Genomic DNA, 22,735 nt, shown 5'->3' on the forward strand with positions numbered 1-22,735 from the left:
AGGCGGATCTCATGGACGACGCAAAATTCATCGATATCGAAGGCGTGGAGATGGTATTCCATACCAGGAAAGGGGTATTCCACGCTCTGCGCGAGATTAACCTGAAGGTACGCAAGGGCGAGTTCATTACCCTGATCGGTCACTCGGGCTGCGGCAAATCGACGCTACTCAATCTGATTGCAGGGCTGACCAGGCCTACGGAAGGCGTGCTGTTATGCGCCAACCGCGAAATCGCTGGCCCAGCACCCGAGCGTGCCGTGGTGTTCCAGAACCACTCGCTGCTGCCATGGCTGACCTGCTATGAAAACATCTACCTCGGCGTCGAGCGCGTGTTCGGCAAAACGGAGACGGCCGCCCAGCTACGTGAACGCACCATGCGTGCGCTGGCGCTGGTAGGCCTGACGGCGGCCGAGAGCAAGCGGCCGCACGAGATATCGGGCGGCATGAAGCAGCGCGTGGGCATCGCCCGTGCGCTGGCGATGGAGCCTAAAGTGCTGCTGATGGACGAACCGTTCGGCGCACTCGACGCGCTGACCCGCGCCCACCTGCAGGACGAACTGCTGAAGATCGTTGCCGCCACCCAGTCCACCGTGGTGATGGTGACGCACGATGTGGACGAAGCCGTGCTGCTGTCGGACCGCATCGTCATGCTGACCAACGGCCCCGCTGCCACCATAGGCGAGATCGTCGAAGTGCAGCTCGAGCACCCGCGCGACCGCGTGGCGCTGGCGCAGGATGCGCGTTATGCCGAGTATCGCAGCGCGGTGCTGGAATTCCTGTACCGCAAACAGGCCCACCCTGCGAAAGAGGCAGCGTAATGGGCGCGCCGGATTATGCTGCAGCGCTGGCAGCCAGATCAGCACGGCCGCTGTCGGGAGAAGTATTCGGCGCGATGATCAATCTGTCGGGCCGCCGCCGCTTCACTTCGCAACGTATCGTGCTGTATGCGCTGCTGGCCCTGCAGGGAGAAGAAGCCAGTCTGGCCGTTGCGCGCGAAGCACTGGGTCTGTTCCGCAATGCCCATCAGGCCTTGCTGGAAGAAAGCGACGGTCTGCCCGGCGTGTTCTGTCCGGAGCTGCAGCGCGCCTATTTCGGTCAGGAGGAAGGCGACCGCAAGATCCGCGCTTTTGCCGATCTGGCAGAGCGCACCTTGCGCGCCATCGAAACGGCTAGCGCCGAGGCACAGGCACTGCAAGCGGAGCTGGTGCAGCAGACCACGCCCACACTGGACGTACTGAACCAGATCACCGCCATCTACGAGGAGCAGTCACGCCTGCATGCACGCCAGATGAAGCGGCAGCTGCGCAGCGTGATCAGCGATATCGAAACTATCAACCGCGAAGCGCGCATGGTGGCTTTCAATGCGCGCATCGTGGCAGCGCGGGCTGGACGGGCAGGCGTGGAATTTTCCGTGGTCGCCGGCGTGATGTCTAACATCTCGGGCGAAATCGACCAGATGATCGCGACCGCGCTGGCCGCAGCAGAATAGGGAGAGCAGCATGGGCAAGGTAACACTGGTAGGTGCAGGGCCGGGCGATCCGGAACTGCTGACCATCAAGGCAGTACGCGCCATACAGCAGGCCGACGTGGTGCTGATCGATGATCTGGTCAACCCCACCATACTGGAGTACGCACCGGCTACCGCGCGGGTAATACAGGTGGGTAAGCGCGGCGGCTGCGCCTCCACGCCGCAGGAATTCATCGAGCGGCTGATGGTGGCCGAAGCGCGCGCCGGCCAGCAGGTGGTGCGTCTCAAGGGCGGCGACCCGTATCTGTTCGGCCGTGGCGGCGAGGAACGCGCCACGCTGCAGGCGCATGGCATTGCCGTCGAGGTGGTGCCCGGCATTAGCAGCGGCGTGGCGGCACCGGCCAGCATAGGCGTGCCGCTGACCCATCGCGACTGGAGCCAGGGCGCAATCTTTGTTACCGGCCATGGCAAGGATGAACAGTCGGAGCCTAACTGGGCGGCGCTGGCGCAGAGCGGCCTCACGCTGGTGATCTATATGGGCGTGGCGCGGGTGGAGTCCATACAGGCTGGCCTGCTGGCCGGTGGCGCGGCGCTCACCTTGCCCGTGGCCGTGGTGCAGTCGGCCACGCGTGTACAGCAGCGCCAGATCGTGACTACGCTGGGCCAGCTGCCGCAGACGCTGCACGATAGCGGCCTTGGTAGCCCCTCCATCATCGTTATCGGCGATGTGGTGCGCTGTGCCGAGGCATGGCAGGAGCTGGTGCAGGTGCCGGTGTCCGCCTGCACCGCAACCGCCCGCTAATGGTGCACCGATAAAGTGCGCGCCTGCACCGCCAGCTAGCAGTTGCGGTGCAGGGAACCGATCAAATTAGCGCTGACAGCCTGATTTCCCTCTAGCGCCGTGGCTTCCCCCAAGTTGGCACGGCTCTTGCAATACTCAGGGTAAGGGATCAACGGCGATCCCCCCGAATACAACGCTGGCCTAAAGACGGGCTGGCAGGACAACGGCGTCCGCCCAACCCGGTCTTTTTGACTGTGGTTGCGCGGACGCCTTTTTGTTTTCTGAACGGGATAGAAAATGGCCAGCAAAGCTCACAGCATCCAACTCTTCACCATGTCGTCGCCTTCGATGCGGGCGTTTCATCTGACGTGGATGGCATTCTTCGTCTGCTTCTTCGCGTGGTTTGCCTGCGCTCCGCTGATGCCCGTGATTAAGGGCGAATTCGGTCTGAGCGTGGCCCAGATTGCCAACATCAATATCGCTGCGGTGGCCATCACCATCCTCGTACGCCTGATCGTCGGCCCCCTGTGCGACCGCTTCGGTCCGCGCCTGACCTATACTGGCTTGCTGCTGGTCGGCTCGATTCCCGTGATCGGCGTGGCCTTTGCCCAGAGCTATGAGAGCTTTTTGTTCTTCCGTCTCGGTATCGGCGCCGCTGGTGCCAGCTTCGTGATCACCCAGTACCACACCTCGGTGATGTTCGGCCCTAAAGTGGTCGGCACGGCCAATGCGGCTGCCGCAGGCTGGGGTAATGCAGGTGGCGGCGTGGCGCAAGCCGTGATGCCGCTGCTGATGGCTGCCATGATTATGCTGGGCGTGAGCGAAACGCTGGGCTGGCGCGCCGCCCTGATCGTACCGGGCGTACTGATGATCATCATGGCCGGTGTGTACTACCGCTATACGCAGGACTGCCCGCAAGGGAACTATCTGGAACTGCGCGCTGCCGGCATTGCCATCGAAGGCGGCAAATACAGTGATGCCAAAGGTGGTGCATGGGATAGCTTCAAGCGTGCCGCCGCCAACCACCGCGTCTGGCTGCTGTTCATCACCTACGGTGCCTGCTTCGGCATCGAAATCTTCATTCACAACATCGCTGCCATCTACTACGTCGATCACTTCAAGCTGTCGCTGGCGCAGGCCGGCATGGCAGCGGGCAGCTTCGGTCTGCTGGCGCTGTTCGGCCGTGCACTCGGTGGCTGGGCCTCGGACAAGCTGGCCGCCAGCGGCTCGCTGAACAAGCGCATCACGCTGCTGTTCGTGCTGATGCTGGGCGAAGGCGCCGGCCTGCTGATGTTCGCTCACGCTGGCGATGTGACGCTGGCCATAGCTTCCATGCTGGGGTTTGGCCTGTTCACCCACATGGCCTGCGGCGCTACCTACGCCATCGTGCCTTTCGTCGACAAGCGTGCTCTCGGTGGCGTGGCCGGCATCATCGGTGCAGGCGGCAATGTGGGCGCCGTCGCAGCCGGTTTCCTGATGAAAGGACTGGGCAATACCCAGCAAACGTTGACGGTGCTGGGCGTGGTGGTTGCAGCATCGGCCCTGTGCGCACTGGCCGCCCGCTTCAGCAGCAGCACGGAAGAAGAAGCTATCGTCGCCGCCAAGCTGGCAGTCTAACACCCATAAGAGGAACAGCAATCATGAAAATCATCGTTATCGGTCACGGCATGGTCGGCCACAAATTCCTGGAAACGCTGGCTCAGAGCGATATCAGCAATCTGCAAGTGACGGTGCTGTGCGAAGAGCCACGTCCGGCCTATGACCGCGTGCATCTGTCCGAATTCTTCTCGGGTAAATCGGCGCAGGACCTGTCGCTGGTGAAGCCGGGCTTCTTCGAGCGCGACAATCTGGCGCTGCGCCTGAATACCCGTGCCACCCAGATCGACATCGTCAACAGGAACGTCACCACGGCGGATGGCAATGTGCTCGACTACGACAAGCTGGTGATCGCCACGGGTTCTTATCCGTTTGTGCCACCACTGCCGGGCAAGGAGCGCAAGGACTGCTTCGTCTACCGTACCATCGAAGATCTGGAAGCCATGCTGGAATGCGGCCAGCGCGCCAAAACGGGCGTGGTAATCGGCGGCGGTCTGCTGGGCCTCGAATGCGCCAAGGCGTTGCGCGACATGCATCTGGAAACCCATGTGGTGGAATTCTCGCCGCGCCTGATGGCGGTGCAGGTGGATGACGGCGGTGGCCGCGTACTGCGTCGCAAGATCGAAGAGCTGGGCGTAACCGTCCACACGGGCAAGAACACCACGGCGATTGTGGATGGCGTGGAAGGCACCCACCGCATGGAGTTCGCGGACGGCAGCCATCTGGATGCCGACATGATCGTGTTCTCGGCCGGTATCCGTCCACGCGACATGCTGGCGCGTGAAAGCGGCCTGACGATCGGCCCGCGCGGCGGCATCGAAATCAACAACAACTGCGTGACCTCCGATCCGAACGTCTACGCTATCGGCGAGTGTGCGCTATGGGGCGGCCTGACTTTCGGTCTGGTGGCACCCGGCTACGAAATGGCGCGCGTGGCCGCCAAACACATACTGGGCGAGGCGGCCGAATTCGCCGGTGCCGACATGAGCACCAAGCTGAAACTGATGGGCGTGGACGTCGCCAGTATCGGTGACCCGCACGGCAAGGTGGAAGGCAGCCGTTCCTACCAGTTTACCGACGAGCGCAAACAGATCTACAAGAAGATCGTGGTGTCCGATTGCGGCAAATATCTGCTCGGCGGCGTGATGGTGGGCGACGCCAGTGAATACGGCACGCTGCTGCAGATGATGCTGAACAAAATCGAGCTGCCGGAATCGCCCGAGTTCCTGATATTGCCGCAGTCCGATGGCGCAGCCAAACCGGCGCTGGGTGTGGACGCGCTGCCGGAAACGGCGCAGATCTGCTCCTGCAACGATGTCAGCAAAGGCGCGCTGTGTTCGGCAGTGGCCGGTGGCGTGACCAATGTGGCGGACCTGAAAAGCTGCACCGGTGCCGGTACCTCGTGCGGTGGCTGCGTGCCGCTGGTTACGCAGGTGATGAAGGCAGAGATGAAGAAGCAGGGCATGGAAGTCAACAACCATGTGTGCGAACACTTTGCCCATTCGCGTCAGGAGCTGTTCCACTTGATTAAAGTCGGCCAGATTAAAACCTTCGCCGACCTGCTGGACAAGCACGGCAAGGGTCTGGGCTGCGACATCTGCAAACCGCTGGCCGCGAACATGCTGGCCACCGTGTGGAATGACTTCGTGCTGAAGAAGGAACACGCCAGCCTGCAGGATACCAATGACTACTTCCTCGGCAATATCCAGAAGGATGGTACTTATTCCGTGGTGCCCCGTATGCCGGGCGGCGAGGTCACGGCCGATGGTCTGATCGCGGTGGGCATGGTGGCCAAGAAGTACCAGCTCTACACCAAGATTACGGGCGGTGCGCGGGTCGACCTGTTCGGCGCACGCCTCGAACAGCTGCCGCTGATCTGGGAAGAACTGATCGCAGCCGGTTTCGAATCGGGCCACGCCTACGGCAAATCGCTGCGCACGGTGAAGTCCTGCGTCGGCTCCACCTGGTGCCGCTACGGTGTGGATGATTCCATCGGTCTGGCGATCGAGCTGGAGAATCGCTACAAGGGTCTGCGTACGCCGCACAAGATCAAGTTCGGCGTGTCGGGCTGCACCCGCGAGTGCGCCGAAGCACAGGGCAAGGACGTGGGCGTGATCGCTACCGAAAAAGGCTGGAACCTCTACGTTTGCGGTAACGGCGGCATGAAGCCACGCCACGCAGAGCTGCTGGCGACGGAACTCGATAAGGCCACGCTGGTGCGCTATATCGACCGCTTCCTGATGTTCTATGCCCGCACGGCGGACCGTCTGCAACGCACCAGCGTCTGGCGCGAAAACCTCGAAGGCGGCCTCGATTATCTGAAGCAGGTCGTGGTCAACGACAAGCTGGGCATAGGCGCCGAGCTGGAAGCGGACATGCAGCACGTGGTCGATACCTACGCCTGCGAATGGAAAGAAGCAGTGGAGAATCCGGAGACCCGCAAGCGTTTCCGCCACTTCGTCAACAGTGATCAGGGCGATGCCAACGTCCTGTTCATGGAAGAGCGCGGCCAGATCCGGCCCGCCACGGTGGAAGAGCGCAAACGCGTGATTCCGATTGCAGTCAACGCAGCCTGAGGAGAACGTTATGCATCGCGATATTCAAACGGATAACTGGATTAGCGTCTGCCAGCTGGGCGACATCGTGCCGAATACGGGCGTGTGCGCCTTGCTGAACCAGCGCCAGATCGCCGTATTCCATGTGCAGGCCGGCGAAGCGCGCGTGTTCGCCATCGATAACTATGACCCCAACTCGCAGGCTGCCGTGCTGTCGCGCGGGCTGGTGGGCAGCGTGGGCGAGCGCATCGTGGTGGCTTCGCCCATCTACAAGCAGCATTTCGATCTGCAGACGGGCGAATGCCTGGAAGCGCCCGAGCATTCGGTCAACACCTATCCGGCCCGTATCGAAGACGGCAAAGTGTGGGTGGGGCTATGAACAAGCCCGCGCTGGTGGTGATAGGGAACGGCATGGCAGGGATGCGCACTGTCGAGGAACTGCTCAAGCTGGCGCCCGAGATGTACGACATTACCGTGTTTGGCGCCGAGCCGCACGGTAACTACAATCGCATCATGCTGTCGCCCGTACTGGCTGGTGAAAAGCAGATGGACGACATCATGATCAACAGCCGCGAATGGTATGTGCAGAACGGGATTACCCTGCATGCCGGTGATCCGGTCGAGCATATCGACCGGCGCAACCGCGTGGTGCGCGCCCGTTCCGGCCTGATGGTGCGCTACGACCGCCTGCTGATTGCCACCGGCTCCAAGCCTTTCATCATTCCCGTGCCGGGCCACCAGCTAAAAGGCGTGCTGGCCTTCCGCGACATACAGGATGTGGAAAGTATGCTGGCCATGGCACGCAATCACCGCCACGCCGTCATCATCGGTGGCGGCCTGCTGGGACTGGAAGCGGCCAATGGCCTGCAGCGTCAGGGCATGTCCGTCACGGTGGTGCATGTGTCGGATGCGCTGATGAACCAGCAGCTCGACAAGCCTGCCGCGCAGTTGCTGCAGAAAGCGCTGGAAGCCAAGGGCTTGAAGTTCCTGATGAACGCCCAGACCGAGGAAATCGTCGGACCGGATCGCGTGACGGGCGTGCGCTTCAAGGATGGCAGCGTGATTCCTGCCGATCTGGTGGTGATGACAGCCGGCGTGCGGCCGAATATCGAGCTGGCCAAGGCGGCCGGCCTGCATTGCGACCGCGCCATCGTGGTGGATGACACGCTGCAGACTTACGATCCGCGCGTGTACGCTGTCGGCGAATGCGTGCAGCACCGCAGTGCCACTTTCGGGCTGGTCGCGCCGATCTGGGATCAGGCCCGCGTGTGCGGCGCCCATCTGGCCGGTGCCGGTGTGCGGCGTTACGTGCAGCAGACTTCACCCACCCGCCTGAAGGTGACGGGAGTGGAACTGTATTCGGTCGGTGATTTCATCGGCGGCGAAGGCAGCGAAGATCTGGTGCTGCGCGATGCACGCCGTGGCGTGTACAAGCGCCTTGTACTCAAAGGTGGCCGCCTGACGGGCGCCGTGCTGTATGGCGACGTCAAGGACGGCCCGTGGTACTTCAAGCTGATCCAGAGTGGCGCCGACATCGCCGCCATTCGTCCTACCCTGCTGTTTGGCGAGGCGCTGAGCGCCCGCGCTGCCTGAACCATTATTGCGAGCATAAAGTGAACCTCTCTTCCGACCATCTGGCGATCCGAACCACCTGTGCCTATTGCGGCGTTGGCTGCGGCGTGCAGGCCACACCGAAAGGCGATGGCACAGCCACCATCAGCGGCGATACGCTGCATCCGGCCAATCGCGGCCGCCTGTGCGTAAAAGGCTCGGCACTGGGCGAGACGCTGGGACTGGAAGGGCGGCTGCTGTATCCGCAGGTGCGTGGTGAAGATGGTCTGCGCCGCGTCTCGTGGGATGCGGCGCTCGATCAGGTGGCTGGCCAGTGGCGCAGCATCATCGCCGAACACGGCCCGCAGGCGGTGGCACTGTACGTGTCGGGCCAGCTGCTGACGGAAGATTATTACGTTGCCAACAAGCTGATGAAGGGCTATGTGGGCAGCGCGAATATCGATACCAACTCGCGTCTCTGCATGTCGTCGGCCGTGGCGGGCTACAAGCGCGCCTTCGGTGAAGATCTGGTGCCACTGTGCTACGACGATCTGGAACTGGCCGATCTGGTTGTGCTGGTGGGATCAAACACGGCATGGTGCCATCCCATCCTGTTCCAGCGCATCCTCAGGGCCAAGGAGCAGCGGCCGGAAATGAAGCTGGTGGTGATCGATCCACGCCGCACCGCCACTTGCGAACTGGCAGACCTGCATCTGCCAGTGAAAGCCGGTACGGACGTCTGGCTGTTCAATGGTCTGCTCAGCTATCTGGCCCGCATAGGCGCAATGGATCCGGCTTTTGTGGAACAGCACACCAATGGCCTGACAGCGGCACTGGAAACGGCCAATATCGATTGTGCCGATCCGGCTGCCGTGGCGCGCATCTGCCGCATCGATCCGGCGCTGCTGCTGGAGTTCTACGAACTGTATGCCGCGACAGCCAAAACCATCACCGCCTATTCCATGGGCGTGAACCAGTCTTCGGCCGGCACCGACAAAGTCAACGCCATCATCAACTGCCACCTGATAGGCGGGCGCATAGGCCAGCCCGGCATGGGGCCGTTCTCCATCACGGGCCAGCCGAATGCCATGGGTGGACGCGAAGTCGGCGGACTGGCGAATATGCTGGCCGCGCACATGGATCTGGAAAACCCCGAGCACCGCGATGTGGTGCAGACCTTCTGGGATGCGCCTGTGATGGCCGATAGCGGCGGCCTGAAAGCGGTAGACCTGTTCAAGGCCATCGAAGAAGGCAGCATCAAGGCAGTGTGGGTGATAGGCACCAATCCCGTGGTCAGCATGCCGGATGCCGATCAGGTGCGGCGCGCGCTGTCGCGCTGCGAACTGGTGGTGGCCAGCGACATCATGCAGCACACCGATACCAACGAATACGCCGATGTGCTGCTGCCTGCACTGGGCTGGGGCGAGAAAGATGGCACGGTAACCAATTCCGAGCGCCGTATTTCGCGCCAGCGGGCCTTCCTGCCGGCGCCGGGCGAAGCGCTGGCGGACTGGAAAATTCTGTCCCTGTTCGCCCAGCGCATGGGGTACAGCGGCTTCGATTTCCGCAGTGCCCACGGCGTGTTTGCCGAGCACGCGCGCCTGAGTGGCTTCCGTAATACAGCAGCCGATGTGCCGCGCATGTTCGATATCTCCGGTCTGGCCGGCCTGAATGCGCGTGAATACGATGATATGGAACCGACCCAGTGGCCGGTGCGGCGGCTGGCTAGCGGCCAGCTGGAGGTTGAAGAGCGTCTGTTTGCCGACCGTCAGTTTGCCACTGCCGATGGCAAGGCGCGCTTTGTGCCGACGGCTACCCGTGCGCCAGTCAACGCCGTGAGCGAAGACTTTCCGCTGGTGCTCAACACGGGCCGTGTGCGCGATCAATGGCACACCATGACGCGCACCGGCAAAGCGCCGACGCTGGCCGATCATACGGCCGAATCGTTTGTCGATATCCACCCGCAGGACGCGCTGCTGCATGGCGTGCGCGAAGGCGAACTGGCCCGCATCAGTTCCGAATGGGGCGCCATGGTAGCGCGGGTGCAGCATGGCGGCGGCATCCCCCGTGGCAGCGTGTTCATCCCCATCCACTGGAATAACCAGACGGCTTCCGATGCACGCGTGGGCGCGCTGGTCAATCCTGAAGTTGATCCTGTTTCGGGCGAGCCGGAATTCAAGCATACGCCCGTGCGTATCGAACAGTTCCGCGTCAACTGGCACGGCTTCATTCTGAGCCGCAGCAGCAAGGCGCTCGACAGCGTGGCGCACTGGACCCGCATACAGGGCCGCAGCTTCAACCGCTACGAACTGGCTGGGCGCAACGTCATCAAGGATTACAGCGGCTGGGCGCGTACCCTGCTGGGTGTGCACGATGCCGATGCCGACTGGCTCGAATACGAAGACCGCACAGCTGGCGTGTACCGCGCCGTGCACATCGTTGATGACCGCATCGAACAGTGCATCTTCCTCTCGCCACGGCAGGACATGCCTTCGCGCGCCTGGCTGGCCAGCCTGTTCTGCAAGGACGTGCTGAGCGAGATAGACCGCGTGGGCCTGCTGGTGGGTATGCCGGTGGAGAAGGGCGCCGATGCCGGCCCTACCGTGTGTTCGTGCTTCGGTGTGGGCCGCAACACCATTTGCCAGTCCATCGTCGAGAAGGATCTGAAAACTGTGCAGGAAGTCACGGCCTGCCTGAAAGCCGGCGGCAACTGCGGTTCCTGCGTCCCCGAGATCAAGAAGATACTGGTGCAGACACGGGTAGAGGCGGCGGAAGAAAAGTTGTAGATATGGTAAATTAAGACTGCGATATCGCGCGTATCCACATAGAGAGCGTAAGCATGTCTATCCGTGAGAACTTTACTGATGCTGATATGGAGCAGTGGCTCAATGAACACCGGGTCACTGAAATCGAATGTCTGGTGCCTGACCTGACAGGCGTGGCGCGCGGGAAGATACTGCCCCGCGCCAAGTTCAGCAAGGAGCGCGGCATGCGCATCCCTGAAGCGGTGCTGGGCATGACGGTAACGGGTAATTACCCCACCGACGATGTGGCTTATGACCGCGCCATCTCTTCCACCGACCGCGACATGATATTGCGGGCCGATCCCGGCAGCATTACCCGCGTGCCGTGGGCGATAGATCCGACCGCGCAGGTGATCCACGACTGCTATTTTGCCGATGGCACGCTGGTGGATTTTGCGCCCCGTTCCGTGCTGCGCCGCGTGCTCAAGCTGTATGCCGAGCGTGGCTGGCGCCCCGTGGTGGGCCCGGAACTCGAGTTCTATCTGACCGAGAAGAGTGTTGATCCCGATTTGCCGCTGAAGGCGCCGGTAGGCCGCAGCGGCCGTGCCGAGACTAGCCGGCAGGTGTACAGCATCGATGCCGTCAATGAGTTCGATCCCCTGTTCGAGGATATCTACGATTACTGCGCGCTCATGAATCTCGATGTGGATACGCTGATCCACGAAACGGGCGCAGGCCAGATGGGGCTGAACTTCCAGCATGGCGATCCGCTGGCACTGGCCGACAATGTGTTCTACTTCAAGCGCACCCTGCGCGAAGCGGCGCTCAAGCATGGCATGTATGCCACTTTCATGGCCAAACCCATGGCCAACGAGCCGGGATCGGCCATGCATGTGCACCAGAGCGTGAGCGATGCGGCCAGCGGGCTGAATATTTTCAGCATGGATGATGGGGCGCCGTCGGCCCAGTTCCGCCACTACATCGCCGGCCTGCAGCGCTACACGCCGGCCGGCATGGCCATCCTCGCGCCTTATGTGAATTCCTACCGCCGCATCGTGCGCCACACGTCCACGCCCATCAATATCCAGTGGGGCATGGATAACCGCACGGTGGGCTTCCGCATTCCGATTTCCGGCGTGGCGCAGCGGCGGGTGGAAAACCGCATCATCGGTGCCGATGCCAACCCCTATCTGGCCATGGCCGTGACGCTGGCCTGCGGCTATCTGGGCATGGTCGACCAGCTGGAGCCGACGCCGGCCACCACCAGCAGCGCCTATCCCAATCTGTTCGAGCTGCCGCAAAGCCTGTCGCAGGCGCTTACCTTGCTGCGCCGCGAGGACAGATTGCGCGAAGTGCTGGGCGACCGTTTTGTGGATGTCTATACCGCCATCAAAGAAGTCGAGCATCAGGAATTCATGACCGTCATCAGCCCATGGGAGCGAGAGCACCTGCTGTTGCATGTCTGATACTGTTGCGCTCCGGCCCACTGACTACGTAGGGGCCGCAGAGTGGCTATATAATCACGGGTTCTAAAATTGGGGGCGGCTTGCGGATGGCCGCCTTTTTATATTAATCATATTATTTCCATTTAAATAACATGAGCAAAGAGCGAGCTGCTGCCGGTACGGGCCAACCATTTCTGCTGATCCGCGATCTCGTCAAGGATTTTGACGGCGTGCGCGCCGTGAACGATGTATCGGTCGAAATCAACAAGGGCGAGATTTTTGCTCTGCTGGGCAGCTCCGGTTGCGGCAAATCGACCCTGCTGCGTATGCTGGCCGGCTTCGAAATCCCGACCTCGGGCAAGATACAGCTGGCCGGTCAGGACATCATCGCCGTGCCGCCATACCAGCGCCCCATCAACATGATGTTCCAGTCGTATGCGCTGTTCCCCCACCTGTCCGTGTGGGACAACATCGCGTTTGGCCTGCGCCGCGACGGCCTGCCGAAAGACGAAATCGCCACGCGCGTGGAGCAGATGCTGAAACTGGTGCAGCTGTCGGCCTATGCCAAGCGCAAACCGCATCAGCTGTCCGGTGGCCAGCAGCAGCGCGTGGCGCTGGCACGCAGCCTGGCCAAGCGCCCGCAGTTGCTGTTGCTGGACGAGCCGCTCGGTGCGCTCGACAAGAAGCTGCGCGAACAGACCCAGATGGAACTGGTGGGCATCATCGAAGAAGTGGGCGTGACCTGTGTGATGGTGACGCACGATCAGGATGAAGCCATGAGCATGGCCACCCGCATCGCCGTCATGAGCGAAGGCCGCATTCTGCAGGTGGGCGCGCCCGGCGAAATCTACGAGACGCCTAACTGCCGCTTCGTGGCGGACTTTATCGGCAGCGTGAATATGTTCGAAGGCAGCGTCAGCGCCGACGAACCCGATCACGTCATCATCGAAACACCGGAAGGCCAGCATTACATCACCCACGGCATTACCGGCACGCTGGGCATGCCGGTTTCGGTGGCTGTGCGTCCGGAGAAAATCTGCCTGCAGCAGCAGGCTCCAACGCAGGAGCAGCGTGCGCAGGCCGTGGAGCATGGCTATAACTGCGTGCAGGGCGTGATTACGGCGCTGGCCTACTTCGGCAACGAAACCCATTACCACGTGCGCCTCGACAGCGGCAAAGTGCTCAAGGTGTCGCGCACCAATGCGGCACGCCATGACGATTCGGTGCTGGAACGTGATCAGCGCGTGTACGCGTGGTGGGATGGCGCCGACGTTGTCGTGCTGACCAGCTAAGGCGGAGTGCAGCCATGAATTTTCTTAAACAGCTAGTGACGCTGCGCTGGCTCACGGGACGCACGGCGGTGATCGCCGTGCCTTTCCTGTGGCTGACCTTCGCCTTCCTGATACCGTTCCTGATCGTGATGCGCATCAGCTTCACGGAGGCCGATGCGGGTGGCAATCCGTTCGGCACGCTGATGACGCTGGTGGACGGCGTGATCACGCTGAAGATCAAGATCGCCAACTACCTGTTCATCGCACAGGATGACCTGTATGTGCTGACGTATCTGAGTTCGCTCAAGTTCGCCGCCATTACCACGGTGCTGTGCCTGATCATCGGTTATCCGTTTGCCTACTTCATGGCACGTTCCCGCTCGACTGTGCGCCCCGTGCTGATGATGATGGTGATGCTGCCGTTCTGGACTTCCTTCCTGCTGCGTATCTATGCGTGGAAGGGCATCCTTGCGAATAACGGTATCCTCAATCACATCCTGATGAGCATGGGCGTGATCACGGAACCGCTGCATCTGATGAACACCCAGTTTTCGCTGATCATCGGCATGGTGTACGCGTATCTGCCGTTCATGATCCTGCCGCTGTATGCCAATCTGGTGAAGATGGACGGACGCTTCCTCGAAGCGGCGGCCGATTTGGGCGCCACACCGGTGCAGACGTTCTGGCGTATCACTGTGCCGCTATCCAAGTCCGGCATCATCGCCGGCTCCATGCTGGTGTTCATTCCGGCCGTGGGCGAGTATGTGATTCCTGAACTGCTGGGCGGTCCGGAAACGCTGATGATAGGCCATGTGCTGTGGGATGAATTCTTCACCAATAACGACTGGCCGATGGCGTCGTCCGTCACCGTCGTAGTGATTCTGCTGATACTCGTGCCTATGGCGATCTTCAATAAATACAAAGCCGAACAGGAGGCGCGCCGATGAACTCATTTGGCTTAATGCGCTGGTTACAGCGCTGGTTCGGGCGCGGCTGGCTGGCTATGGGCTATCTGTTCCTGTATCTGCCTATCGTGGTGCTGGTGGTGTTCTCGTTTAACAGTTCGCGGCAGGACATGATCTGGAGCGGTTTCTCTACGCGCTGGTATCTGGAACTGCTGAACGATACGGAAATCATCAGCGGCTTCTGGCTGTCGATCCGCATCGCCGTGCTGACGGCCTGCGCTTCGGTCATTCTGGGTACGTTTGCCGCGTTCGTGCTGAACCGCTACCAGCGCTTCTATGGCCGCACGCTGTTCTCGGGCATGGTCAGCGCACCGCTGGTGATGCCGGAAGTGATTATCGGCTTGTCGCTGCTGCTGATGCTGGTGTCGGTGCAGAAGGTGTTCGGCTTCCCCGAGCGTGGTCTCACTACCATCTGGCTCGGTCATACGCTGCTCGGTATGGCGTATGCCGCCGTGGTGGTGCAGTCGCGCTTGCAGGAGATGAGCAAATCGCTGGAAGAAGCAGCCATGGACCTGGGCTGCAAGCCCCATCAGGTGTTCTTCCTCGTCACACTGCCGAATATCACGCAGGCGCTCGGCTCGGCGTGGCTGCTGACTTTCACCCTGTCGCTCGACGATGTGGTGCTGTCTGCCTTCCTGTCCGGCCCCGGTTCTTCGACGATGCCGATCGTGATTTTCTCGCGTGCCCGTCTGGGCCTTGATCCGCGTGTGAATGCCGTGGCGGCGCTGACCATCCTGGTTGTATCTATCGGGGTAATTGCATCGAGCCTGTATATGGCGCGCAGCGAACGCCTGCGTCAGAAGCAGGTCGCGGCTGCGGCCAAAGGCTGATTCAAGCTGAATAAGTTCAGGCCATCGCGGCCTGAACTTAATTATTTTTCTGCTTTGCTCTGCTGCGCGATGCGCGCGCACAGATAGGTCCACACGAACGTGGACGCAGCGTTGGAAGTGAGTTCCGCATGGTCGTAAGGCGGCGCCACTTCCACGCAATCCATCCCGCACCAGTTCAGTTCTGCCAGTTCCTCGATAATCGACAATACCTGTGCCGAGGTCATGCCGCCCGGCTCCGGCGTGCCAGTGCCCGGCGCAAAGGCCGGATCGAGGCAGTCGATATCGAGCGTCATGTAGACGGGCGGATGGCCAGCAGCGGCCATGCGGGCGCGGATTTCGGCCAGTACGGGCGCCAGTTGCGCAGGGCTTTCCAGACCACGCAGTTCGCGCGCCGTGAAGACGCGGCCACCGACCGTGTTCACGTATTCGCGTGCCGCACGCTCGCCGGAAGAACGGATGCCTAACTGGATGGAAGCCTGCGGAATCAGCAGACCTTCTTCCATCGCTTCATACACCCATGTACCGTGGCCGGAAGGCTCGCCGAAGTGGTTGGTCCACGTGTCGCAGTGCGCGTCGAAGTGCACCACGGCGACCGGGCCGCCATGTATCTTGTTGAGCGCGCGCAGCAGCGGCAGCGTCACGGAGTGGTCGCCGCCCAGCCAGATCATGTGGTACTTCTGCAGCAGCGCCAGTGCCTGCGGCATCAGTGCTTCACGCATGGGGCCTATGCCGGTATTCGGCAGCAGCAGGTCGCCCGCATCGGATAGCTGGCCGATAGGCGTGGTGTCGAAATGCGGGTGAGTCGCGTCGCACAGCATCTGCGATGCCAGACGGATGGCCTGTGGCCCCAGACGTGCGCCGGGACGGTTGGTTACCGCGCCGTCAAAAGCCAGACCGGCGATGCAGTAAGGCGTATCGCGTTCGCCCCGCTCGACGTTGAGATAAGTGCCGCTCGAGCGGAAAGCAAATTCGTGATTCGACATTGTCTAAATGCCTCCCATGCAGATGTATTTGATGACCAGATAATCGTCCATGCCGTAGGTAGAACCTTCGCGCCCCAGACCGGACTGTTTGACGCCGCCAAACGGTGCGATCTCGTTGGAGATCAAGCCCGTGTTGACGCCCACCATGCCCGATTCCAGCCCTTCGGCCACGCGCCAGATACGGCCGATGTCGCGCGAATAGAAGTAGGCGGCCAGACCAAACTCGGTATTGTTGGCCATGGCCAGCACTTCCTCGTCCTTGTGGAAGCGGAACAGCGGGGCCAGCGGGCCAAAGGTTTCCTCGGTGGCGACCAGCATATCACTGTTCACGTCGGCGATGATGGTAGGCTGGAAGAAGCCATGTCCGAGTGCGTGGCGCGCGCCGCCGGTTAGCACCTTGCCGCCTTTGGCCAAAGCATCGGCGATGTGCTGTTCGACTTTGACGACGGCTTTTTCTTCGATCAGCGGGCCTTGCGTGACGCCTGCTTCCGCACCGTTGCCCACTTTGAGTTTGGCCACCGCCGCCACCAGTTTGGCAGCGAAGGCTTCGTACACGCCATCCTGCACATACAGGCGGTTGGCGCATACGCAGGTCTGGCCCGCGTTGCGGTATTTGGAAGCGATAGCGCCTTCCACGGCGGCATCGAGATCGGCATCGTCGAACACGATGAAGGGCGCATTGCCGCCCAGTTCCAGCGACAGTTTCTTGATGGTGGGCGCGCACTGCTGCATCAGCAAGCGGCCCACGGCGGTGGAACCCGTGAAGCTCAGTTTGCGCACCACAGGGTTGGAAGTCATTTCGCCACCGATGGCGCGCGCATCGCCCGTTATCACGTTGAACACACCGGCAGGTATGCCGGCGCGCTCGGCCAGCACGGCCAGTGCCAGTGCCGAATACGGCGTCAGCTCGGCCGGTTTGACCACGATGGGGCAGCCTGCTGCCAGTGCCGGCCCTACTTTGCGGGTGATCATCGCAGACGGGAAGTTCCATGGCGTGATGGCCGCGCATACGCCGATAGGCTCCTTGGTCACGACTAGGCGGCGATCCGGCCATGGCGATTGCAGGGTTTCACCAGCCACCCGTTTGCCTTCTTCGGCAAACCATTCGATGAACGAAGCGGCGTAGCCGATTTCGCCTTTGGCTTCGGCTAGCGGCTTGCCCTGTTCCACCGTCATGATCATGGCCAGATCGTCGGCGTTTTCCAGCATCAGATCGTTCCACTTGCGCAGCAGGGCAGAACGTTCCTTGGCGGTCTTTTTGCGCCATGCTGGCCATGCGGCATTGGCGGCACTGATGGCGGCGGCCGTATCGGCTGCGCCCATGTAGGGCACCGTGCCCAGTGCAGCGCCGTTAGCCGGATTATGTACAGCCAGTGTGGCACCATCGGGTGCATCGACCCATGCGCCATTGATATAGCACTGGTGGCGCAATAGGCTGGGGTCTTTCAGCGCGATCATGCTGTGGCCTCCTTGAGTGCGGCGCTGAGGATGGCCAGCGCTTCATCCATCACATGGTCTTCGATGGTAAGCGGGAACAGGAAGCGCACCACATTGCTGTATACGCCGCAAGTCAGTAGTACCAGACCTTTTTGCAGCGCCAGTGTCTGCACTTTTTTGGTAAAGACGGCATCCGGTTCGCCCGTGGCAGGATCGGCAAATTCCATCGCGATCATGGCGCCGGGGCCGCGCACATCGGAAATCTGCGGCACCGCGCTGCGCAGGCCCTGCAGGGTTTCCTTCAGACGGTCGCCCAGCACATTGGCGCGCTGGCACAACTGTTCTTCTTCGATGACGTTGATCACGGCCAGTGCCGAAGCGATGGCCAGCGGGTTGCCCGCATAGGTACCACCCAGGCCGCCCGGATTCGGCGCATCCATGATTTCGGCGCGGCCGCAGACGGCCGACAGCGGCATGCCGCCCGCCAGACTTTTCGCGATCGTCATCAGATCGGGCACCACGTCGTAGTGCTCCATGGCGAACAGCTTGCCCGTGCGCGCGAAGCCGGTCTGGATTTCGTCAGCGATCAGCAGAATGCCGTGCTGGTCGCATAGTGCGCGTAGCGCCTTCATGAAGGCTGGCGGCGCGGCATAGAAGCCGCCTTCGCCCTGCACCGGTTCGAGAATGATGGCGGCCACGCGCTGCGGGTCCACATCGGCCTTGAACAGGGTGTGGACGGCATTGATGGCATCGTCCACGCTGACGCCATGCAGTTCCACCGGATACGGCGCGTGGTAAATCTCGGCAGGGAAGGGGCCGAAACCGATCTTGTATGGTGCGACCTTGCCGGTCAGCGCCATGCCCATCATGGTGCGGCCATGGAAGCCGCCGGCAAAGGCGATAACGGCGCTACGGCCCGTAGCGGCACGGGCGATCTTGATGGCGTTTTCCACGGCTTCGGCGCCGCTCGAGAAGAACGCGGTCTTCTTGGCATGCTTGCCCGGCGTGAGCTGGTTGATGCGCTCGGCCAGTTCCACATATTGCGCATACGGCACTACCTGATAGCAGGTGTGGGTGAACTTGCCCAGTTGCTGTTCGATGGCGGCCATCAGCTTGGGGTGGCGGTGGCCCGTGTTCAGTACGGCGATACCGGCAGCGAAGTCGATATAGCGTCGGCCTTCCACGTCCCATAGCTCGGCATTCAGCGCGCGCTCGGCGTAGAACTGGCACATCACTCCCACGCCGCGTGGCGTAGCCGCATCTTTACGTTTCTGCAGGTCTGCATTATTCATGGTGATTCCGGATAGGACGGGTTGATCAAAAGGCTAATTTCATACTACACGCCTAAACGGAACCATGAATAGGGCCACAATTAAGAAGTTGATGGTGCCACTTTGCGTTCTTGCCGTTCAATATAGCCCTGACGGTATTCCCACCACGCCGTGCCGACGAAAATCGCCGCGCCACACCACAGCACGGCGGGCAGCGCGTTGATGCCTACCGTCTGCATCAGCACCCCCGTCAGCAGCGGACCGCCGCTGCTGGTGATGCCCCAGCTGGCGTTGACCACGGCGCTGGCCGCGACCAGCGACTGGCCATTGAAACGGGCGCCGCAAGCCACTAGCGACAGCATGTAGATGGCGCCAGCCGTGGCGCCCAGCATCAGCAGCACGGTCCACCACAGCCATGGCGTGCCCGCAGCAAACGGCAGGATGGGCAGCAGCACGCACACGGCGATGCCGCAGCCTGTATGGACTTTGCGCCGCCCCACGTGGTCGGCCAGCCAGCCGAACACGAACTGCAGCGCCGTATCGCCCACCAGCACCACGGTGGCCGACAGCAGCGCCAGTTCGGTGGCGATACCGTGGCGGATTGCATACAGTGGCAGCAGGCTCAGTGCCAGCGTATCGAACAGGGCAAAGAAAGCAGCGCCGGCGACGATCATCAGCATGCGCGGCAGCACGCGCTGCCACGACACATGGGGTTCGTCATCATCTTCATGCGCACCGCCGGAGATCAGCACCATGCCCGGTAAGGCCAGCAGGAATAGTGCGCCGCAGACGGCAAACGGCATGCTGACGCGGCCTTCCATCTGCGCCACCAGCGCAGGGCCGATCAGCTGGAACAGGGTAAAGCTGGTGGTGTACATGGCCACCACGCGGCCGCGCGAATTGACGGGAGCGAGCCGGTTGACCCATGCTTCGCCTATGGTGAACAGCACGCCCATGGCCGCGCCGAAGATAAAGCGCAGCAGGCCCCAGCAGATCAGCGAATCGGTGAACTCCATCAGTGCGGTGGACAGGCCGCCGGCGATGATGGCGGCGATCATGCTGCCGCGCGGGCCGTGGCTGGCCGTCCAGCGCGATACAAACGGCGCGGCGGCCAGAATGCCGAAGGCACTGGCTGCCGTGATGATGCCGATGATGTCGGTGCCGATGCCGCGGCTGTCCAGTGTCAGTGCGGTCAGCGGGATGGTGGCGCCCAGACCCAGCCCTACCACGCCGATACTGGCGACGAGGGCGATGAAGTCACGCCAGGGCATGGTTTTCATTAACGTACTCCTGATTGAATCACGGCTGCCAGCAGGCGGCCGTAGTAAGCGATTTTCTCCGGCGTGCAGTAGGCATAGCCCACCAGCAGGCCGCGCCGCACCGGCGGCGCCAGATAATAGGTGGACAGGGCTTTGACCTGTATGCCTGATTCGGCCGCCAGTTTTTCCAGCGCCACGTCGTCCACACGGTCCGGCAGCTCGACTACCAGATGCAGGCCCGATTCTTCGCTCGAGATGGTGACGGTCTGCGCCAGCTGCGCACCGAGCTGGTGCACCAGCGTACGGCGCAGCAGTTCGCGCCGCGCACCATAGGTCTGGCGGATTTTGCGGATGTGGGTGGTGAAGTGGCCCAGCGCGATGAAGTCGGCCAGCGCCGCCTGCACCATCAGCTGACCGGGCCGCTGCAGATCATACAGCGCGCTCTTGAAGCCATTGATCAGGGCCGGTGGCACGACCAGATAGCCGATCTTGATGCCGGGGTAGAGCACTTTGGAGAAGGTGCCCATGTAGAGCACGCGGTCATCGTTGTCGAGCCCCTGCAGCGCGGCCAGCGGCCGCCCCGTGTAGCGGAACTCGCTGTCGTAATCATCTTCCAGTATCCATGCTTGCTTGCGCACGGCCACCTCGAGCAGTTCGCGCCGGCGCTTCAGGCTCATGACGGCGCCTGTCGGGTACTGGTGCGACGGCGTCACGTAGATCAGTTTGGGCGTGGTGGCCAGATCGGCTTCTTCCAGCGCCATGCCATCGCTATCGACGGTAATCGGATGCAGCTTCAGTTCGCGCGCTTCGAACACGCGCCGCGCGCCCCAGTAACACGGGTCTTCTACCCACGCGGTATCGCCCACATCGGCCAGCAACTGGGCGCACAGATCGAGTGACTGCTGGGTGCCGCTGGTAATCATCACCTGTTCCACCTGCACTTTGACGGAACGCGAAATGCGCAGGTATTCCGTGATGGCCTGACGCAGCGGCAGATAGCCGCCGGACTGGCCGTAGTCGAGCAGGTCGGCGCGGGCTTCGCGCCACACCCGGTTCTGCAGGCGCTGCCACAGTTTGAAGGGGAACGAAGAAAAGTCCGCATCGCCCGGTGCGAAAGGCTGTATCTCGAAGCGGGGACCAGCGGCGAAACTGGTCAGCGCCTGCCCCCGGCGCGATAGCGGTACGCTGCTGGCCGTGTTACGCGGCACTGCAGCACGGGTACTGTGTGGCGCCGAACCAACACCGCGCATGCTGGCGCTGTGTGCCTGCAGATCGCTCACATAGGTACCACTTCCCAGTTCGCTATGCACATAGCCTTCCGCTGCTAGCTGTTCGAAAGCAGCGATGACGGTGTTGCGCGAAATACCCAGATCCCGCGCCAGATCACGGCTGGACGGCAGTTTGCTGCCTGCGCCCAGCTGCTGCTGGTGGATGGCCGCCTTGGCCGCCTCGTACAGACGGCGTTGCTGCGGCAGGCGCGGATGGAAGTCGGTTTCGGCCAGCGTATGTGCCAGCAGATCGGATGTGGAGAGCATTTTATAAAGTGGTTCTAGTCATAAGCCATAAGTGGCCCTGACAATGATACCAAATTCCGCATATGATTAATTGAAATTCAAGCCAAATCGGAGCAAGATTGACTTGATTACACGGCTTTCTGACCTGCTTTGTGCAATTTCTGCGCTGGCGTCACCAAGCAGTCACAGAGTGGTACTAAAAATGCGTAATGAAAGTTCATATGCGTAGCCCAATCGTTCTGTTACCCGCCTGCGTTAATCAGATCGGCGCCCACCCGTATCACACGGCGCAACTGAAATACGTGGCCGCTGTTGCCAGCGGCGCCGGCGCAACGCCGCTGATCGTACCGGCGCTCGGCGCACAAACCGATTTCGATGCCCTGCTTGATCTGGCAGACGGCATCATGCTTACCGGTTCTCCTTCCAATGTGCACGCCAGCCTGTATGGCGAAAGCGTGTTCGATGAATCGCTACCGCAGGATGCGGCGCGCGATGCCACCACCCTGCCGCTGATCCGCGCAGCGATACAGCGCGGCATACCGCTGCTGGCCATCTGCCGCGGCTTCCAGGAAGTGAATGTGGCGATGGGCGGCACGCTGCATCAGGCCGTGCATCAGGTGGCAGGCATGGCCGACCACCGCGAGCAGAAAGGCCAGCCGCTGGAGCAGCAATATGCGCTGGCCCATCGCGTGCTGCTGGAACCCGCCGGACATTTGACGCAGATGCTCGGTGGCGTCCGCGAAATCATGGTCAACTCGCTGCACGGTCAGGGCATCAAACAGCTGGCGCCCGGCCTTGCAGTGGAAGCACGCGCCGATGACGGTCTGGTGGAAGCCTACCGCGTGGCCGATGCCGCCGGCTTTACGCTGGCCGTGCAGTGGCACCCCGAGTGGCGCCTGCAGGAAAACCCCGACTCGATGAAATTGTTCCACGCCTTTGGCGAGGCTTGTCGCATCTATAAAGCAGGGCGAGGCGGAGTACCTTAGGTTCCCCGTCCGGTAGCACGGTAGTCCCGCAGTACCAGTAGCAGGAGATGGGGCCAGCGCCCGGCCCGCCCTGCAGATG

Annotated in this window: 18 protein-coding genes; 13 read left to right on the top strand and 5 right to left on the bottom strand. The window is 61.7% G+C overall.

Annotated elements, in window-relative coordinates; translation table 11 throughout:
* Positions 1 to 11 precede the first annotated feature (11 nt).
* The 12 genes from GTP23_RS00890 to GTP23_RS00945 all read left to right on the top strand — a co-directional run bounded on the left by GTP23_RS00890 (position 12) and on the right by GTP23_RS00945 (position 15,206).
* On the top strand, positions 12 to 818 hold the full coding sequence (locus GTP23_RS00890) for an ABC transporter ATP-binding protein (RefSeq protein ID WP_161033470.1): 807 nt from the start codon (positions 12 to 14) through the stop codon (positions 816 to 818).
* A complete protein-coding gene (locus tag GTP23_RS00895; protein ID WP_161033471.1) occupies positions 818 to 1,489 on the top strand; it encodes a methyl-accepting chemotaxis protein in 672 nt (223 codons plus the stop codon). The genes GTP23_RS00890 and GTP23_RS00895 overlap by 1 nt, the downstream gene beginning before the upstream one ends.
* Positions 1,490 to 1,499: 10 nt before the next feature.
* Complete coding sequence (cobA, locus tag GTP23_RS00900; RefSeq protein ID WP_161033472.1) at positions 1,500 to 2,270, top strand: uroporphyrinogen-III C-methyltransferase; 771 nt, start codon at positions 1,500 to 1,502, stop codon at positions 2,268 to 2,270.
* Between the two features lie 276 nt (positions 2,271 to 2,546).
* Positions 2,547 to 3,866 (top strand): MFS transporter, encoded by a 1,320-nt coding sequence (locus GTP23_RS00905; protein WP_161033473.1) that lies wholly within the window; start codon positions 2,547 to 2,549, stop codon positions 3,864 to 3,866.
* A 23-nt stretch (positions 3,867 to 3,889) separates the two neighbouring features.
* Positions 3,890 to 6,421: a nitrite reductase large subunit NirB gene (nirB, locus tag GTP23_RS00910; RefSeq protein ID WP_161033474.1), complete on the top strand. Its 2,532-nt coding sequence runs from the start codon at positions 3,890 to 3,892 to the stop codon at positions 6,419 to 6,421.
* Positions 6,422 to 6,431: 10 nt separating this feature from the next.
* A complete protein-coding gene (nirD, locus tag GTP23_RS00915) occupies positions 6,432 to 6,779 on the top strand; it encodes a nitrite reductase small subunit NirD (protein WP_155432710.1) in 348 nt (115 codons plus the stop codon).
* Positions 6,776 to 7,993 carry an NAD(P)/FAD-dependent oxidoreductase gene (locus GTP23_RS00920; protein WP_161033475.1) on the top strand — a complete coding sequence of 406 codons (1,218 nt, stop codon included), beginning with the start codon at positions 6,776 to 6,778 and terminating at the stop codon, positions 7,991 to 7,993. Before nirD ends, GTP23_RS00920 begins: the two co-directional genes overlap by 4 nt.
* A gap of 20 nt (positions 7,994 to 8,013) precedes the next feature.
* Positions 8,014 to 10,737, top strand: coding sequence for a molybdopterin-dependent oxidoreductase (locus GTP23_RS00925; RefSeq protein WP_161033476.1), 2,724 nt, complete (start codon positions 8,014 to 8,016; stop codon positions 10,735 to 10,737).
* A 53-nt stretch (positions 10,738 to 10,790) separates the two neighbouring features.
* Positions 10,791 to 12,161 carry a glutamine synthetase family protein gene (locus GTP23_RS00930; RefSeq protein ID WP_161033477.1) on the top strand — a complete coding sequence of 457 codons (1,371 nt, stop codon included), beginning with the start codon at positions 10,791 to 10,793 and terminating at the stop codon, positions 12,159 to 12,161.
* A 131-nt stretch (positions 12,162 to 12,292) separates the two neighbouring features.
* Positions 12,293 to 13,432, top strand: a complete 1,140-nt coding sequence (locus GTP23_RS00935; protein WP_161033478.1) for an ABC transporter ATP-binding protein — start codon at positions 12,293 to 12,295, stop codon at positions 13,430 to 13,432.
* A gap of 14 nt (positions 13,433 to 13,446) precedes the next feature.
* Entirely contained in the window at positions 13,447 to 14,358 is a 912-nt protein-coding gene (locus GTP23_RS00940; RefSeq protein ID WP_155432714.1) for an ABC transporter permease subunit, read from the top strand.
* Positions 14,355 to 15,206 (top strand): ABC transporter permease, encoded by an 852-nt coding sequence (locus GTP23_RS00945; RefSeq protein WP_229255881.1) that lies wholly within the window; start codon positions 14,355 to 14,357, stop codon positions 15,204 to 15,206. The genes GTP23_RS00940 and GTP23_RS00945 overlap by 4 nt, the downstream gene beginning before the upstream one ends.
* Before the next feature lie 41 nt (positions 15,207 to 15,247).
* On the opposite strand, the gene speB is transcribed toward GTP23_RS00945, so the two are convergent.
* The 5 genes from speB to pdxR all read right to left on the bottom strand — a co-directional run bounded on the left by speB (position 15,248) and on the right by pdxR (position 21,691).
* Positions 15,248 to 16,189, bottom strand: a complete 942-nt coding sequence (speB, locus tag GTP23_RS00950) for an agmatinase (RefSeq protein ID WP_161033479.1) — start codon at positions 16,187 to 16,189, stop codon at positions 15,248 to 15,250.
* Positions 16,190 to 16,192: 3 nt separating this feature from the next.
* A complete protein-coding gene (gene gabD / locus GTP23_RS00955) occupies positions 16,193 to 17,647 on the bottom strand; it encodes an NADP-dependent succinate-semialdehyde dehydrogenase (RefSeq protein WP_161033480.1) in 1,455 nt (484 codons plus the stop codon).
* Positions 17,644 to 18,918: a 4-aminobutyrate--2-oxoglutarate transaminase gene (locus GTP23_RS00960; RefSeq protein WP_161033481.1), complete on the bottom strand. Its 1,275-nt coding sequence runs from the start codon at positions 18,916 to 18,918 to the stop codon at positions 17,644 to 17,646. Before GTP23_RS00960 ends, gabD begins: the two co-directional genes overlap by 4 nt.
* A gap of 80 nt (positions 18,919 to 18,998) precedes the next feature.
* Positions 18,999 to 20,177 (bottom strand): MFS transporter, encoded by a 1,179-nt coding sequence (locus GTP23_RS00965; protein WP_161033482.1) that lies wholly within the window; start codon positions 20,175 to 20,177, stop codon positions 18,999 to 19,001.
* Entirely contained in the window at positions 20,177 to 21,691 is a 1,515-nt protein-coding gene (pdxR, locus tag GTP23_RS00970) for a MocR-like pyridoxine biosynthesis transcription factor PdxR (protein WP_161033483.1), read from the bottom strand. The genes GTP23_RS00965 and pdxR overlap by 1 nt, the downstream gene beginning before the upstream one ends.
* 200 nt (positions 21,692 to 21,891) lie before the next feature.
* Between pdxR and GTP23_RS00975 the strand changes: the two genes are divergently transcribed.
* On the top strand, positions 21,892 to 22,656 hold the full coding sequence (locus tag GTP23_RS00975) for a gamma-glutamyl-gamma-aminobutyrate hydrolase family protein (RefSeq protein WP_161033484.1): 765 nt from the start codon (positions 21,892 to 21,894) through the stop codon (positions 22,654 to 22,656).
* Positions 22,657 to 22,735 lie beyond the last annotated feature (79 nt).

Source organism: Duganella fentianensis, from assembly GCF_009857835.1.
In the GTDB taxonomy this organism is placed as follows: Bacteria; Pseudomonadota; Gammaproteobacteria; order Burkholderiales; family Burkholderiaceae_D; genus Rugamonas; species Rugamonas fentianensis.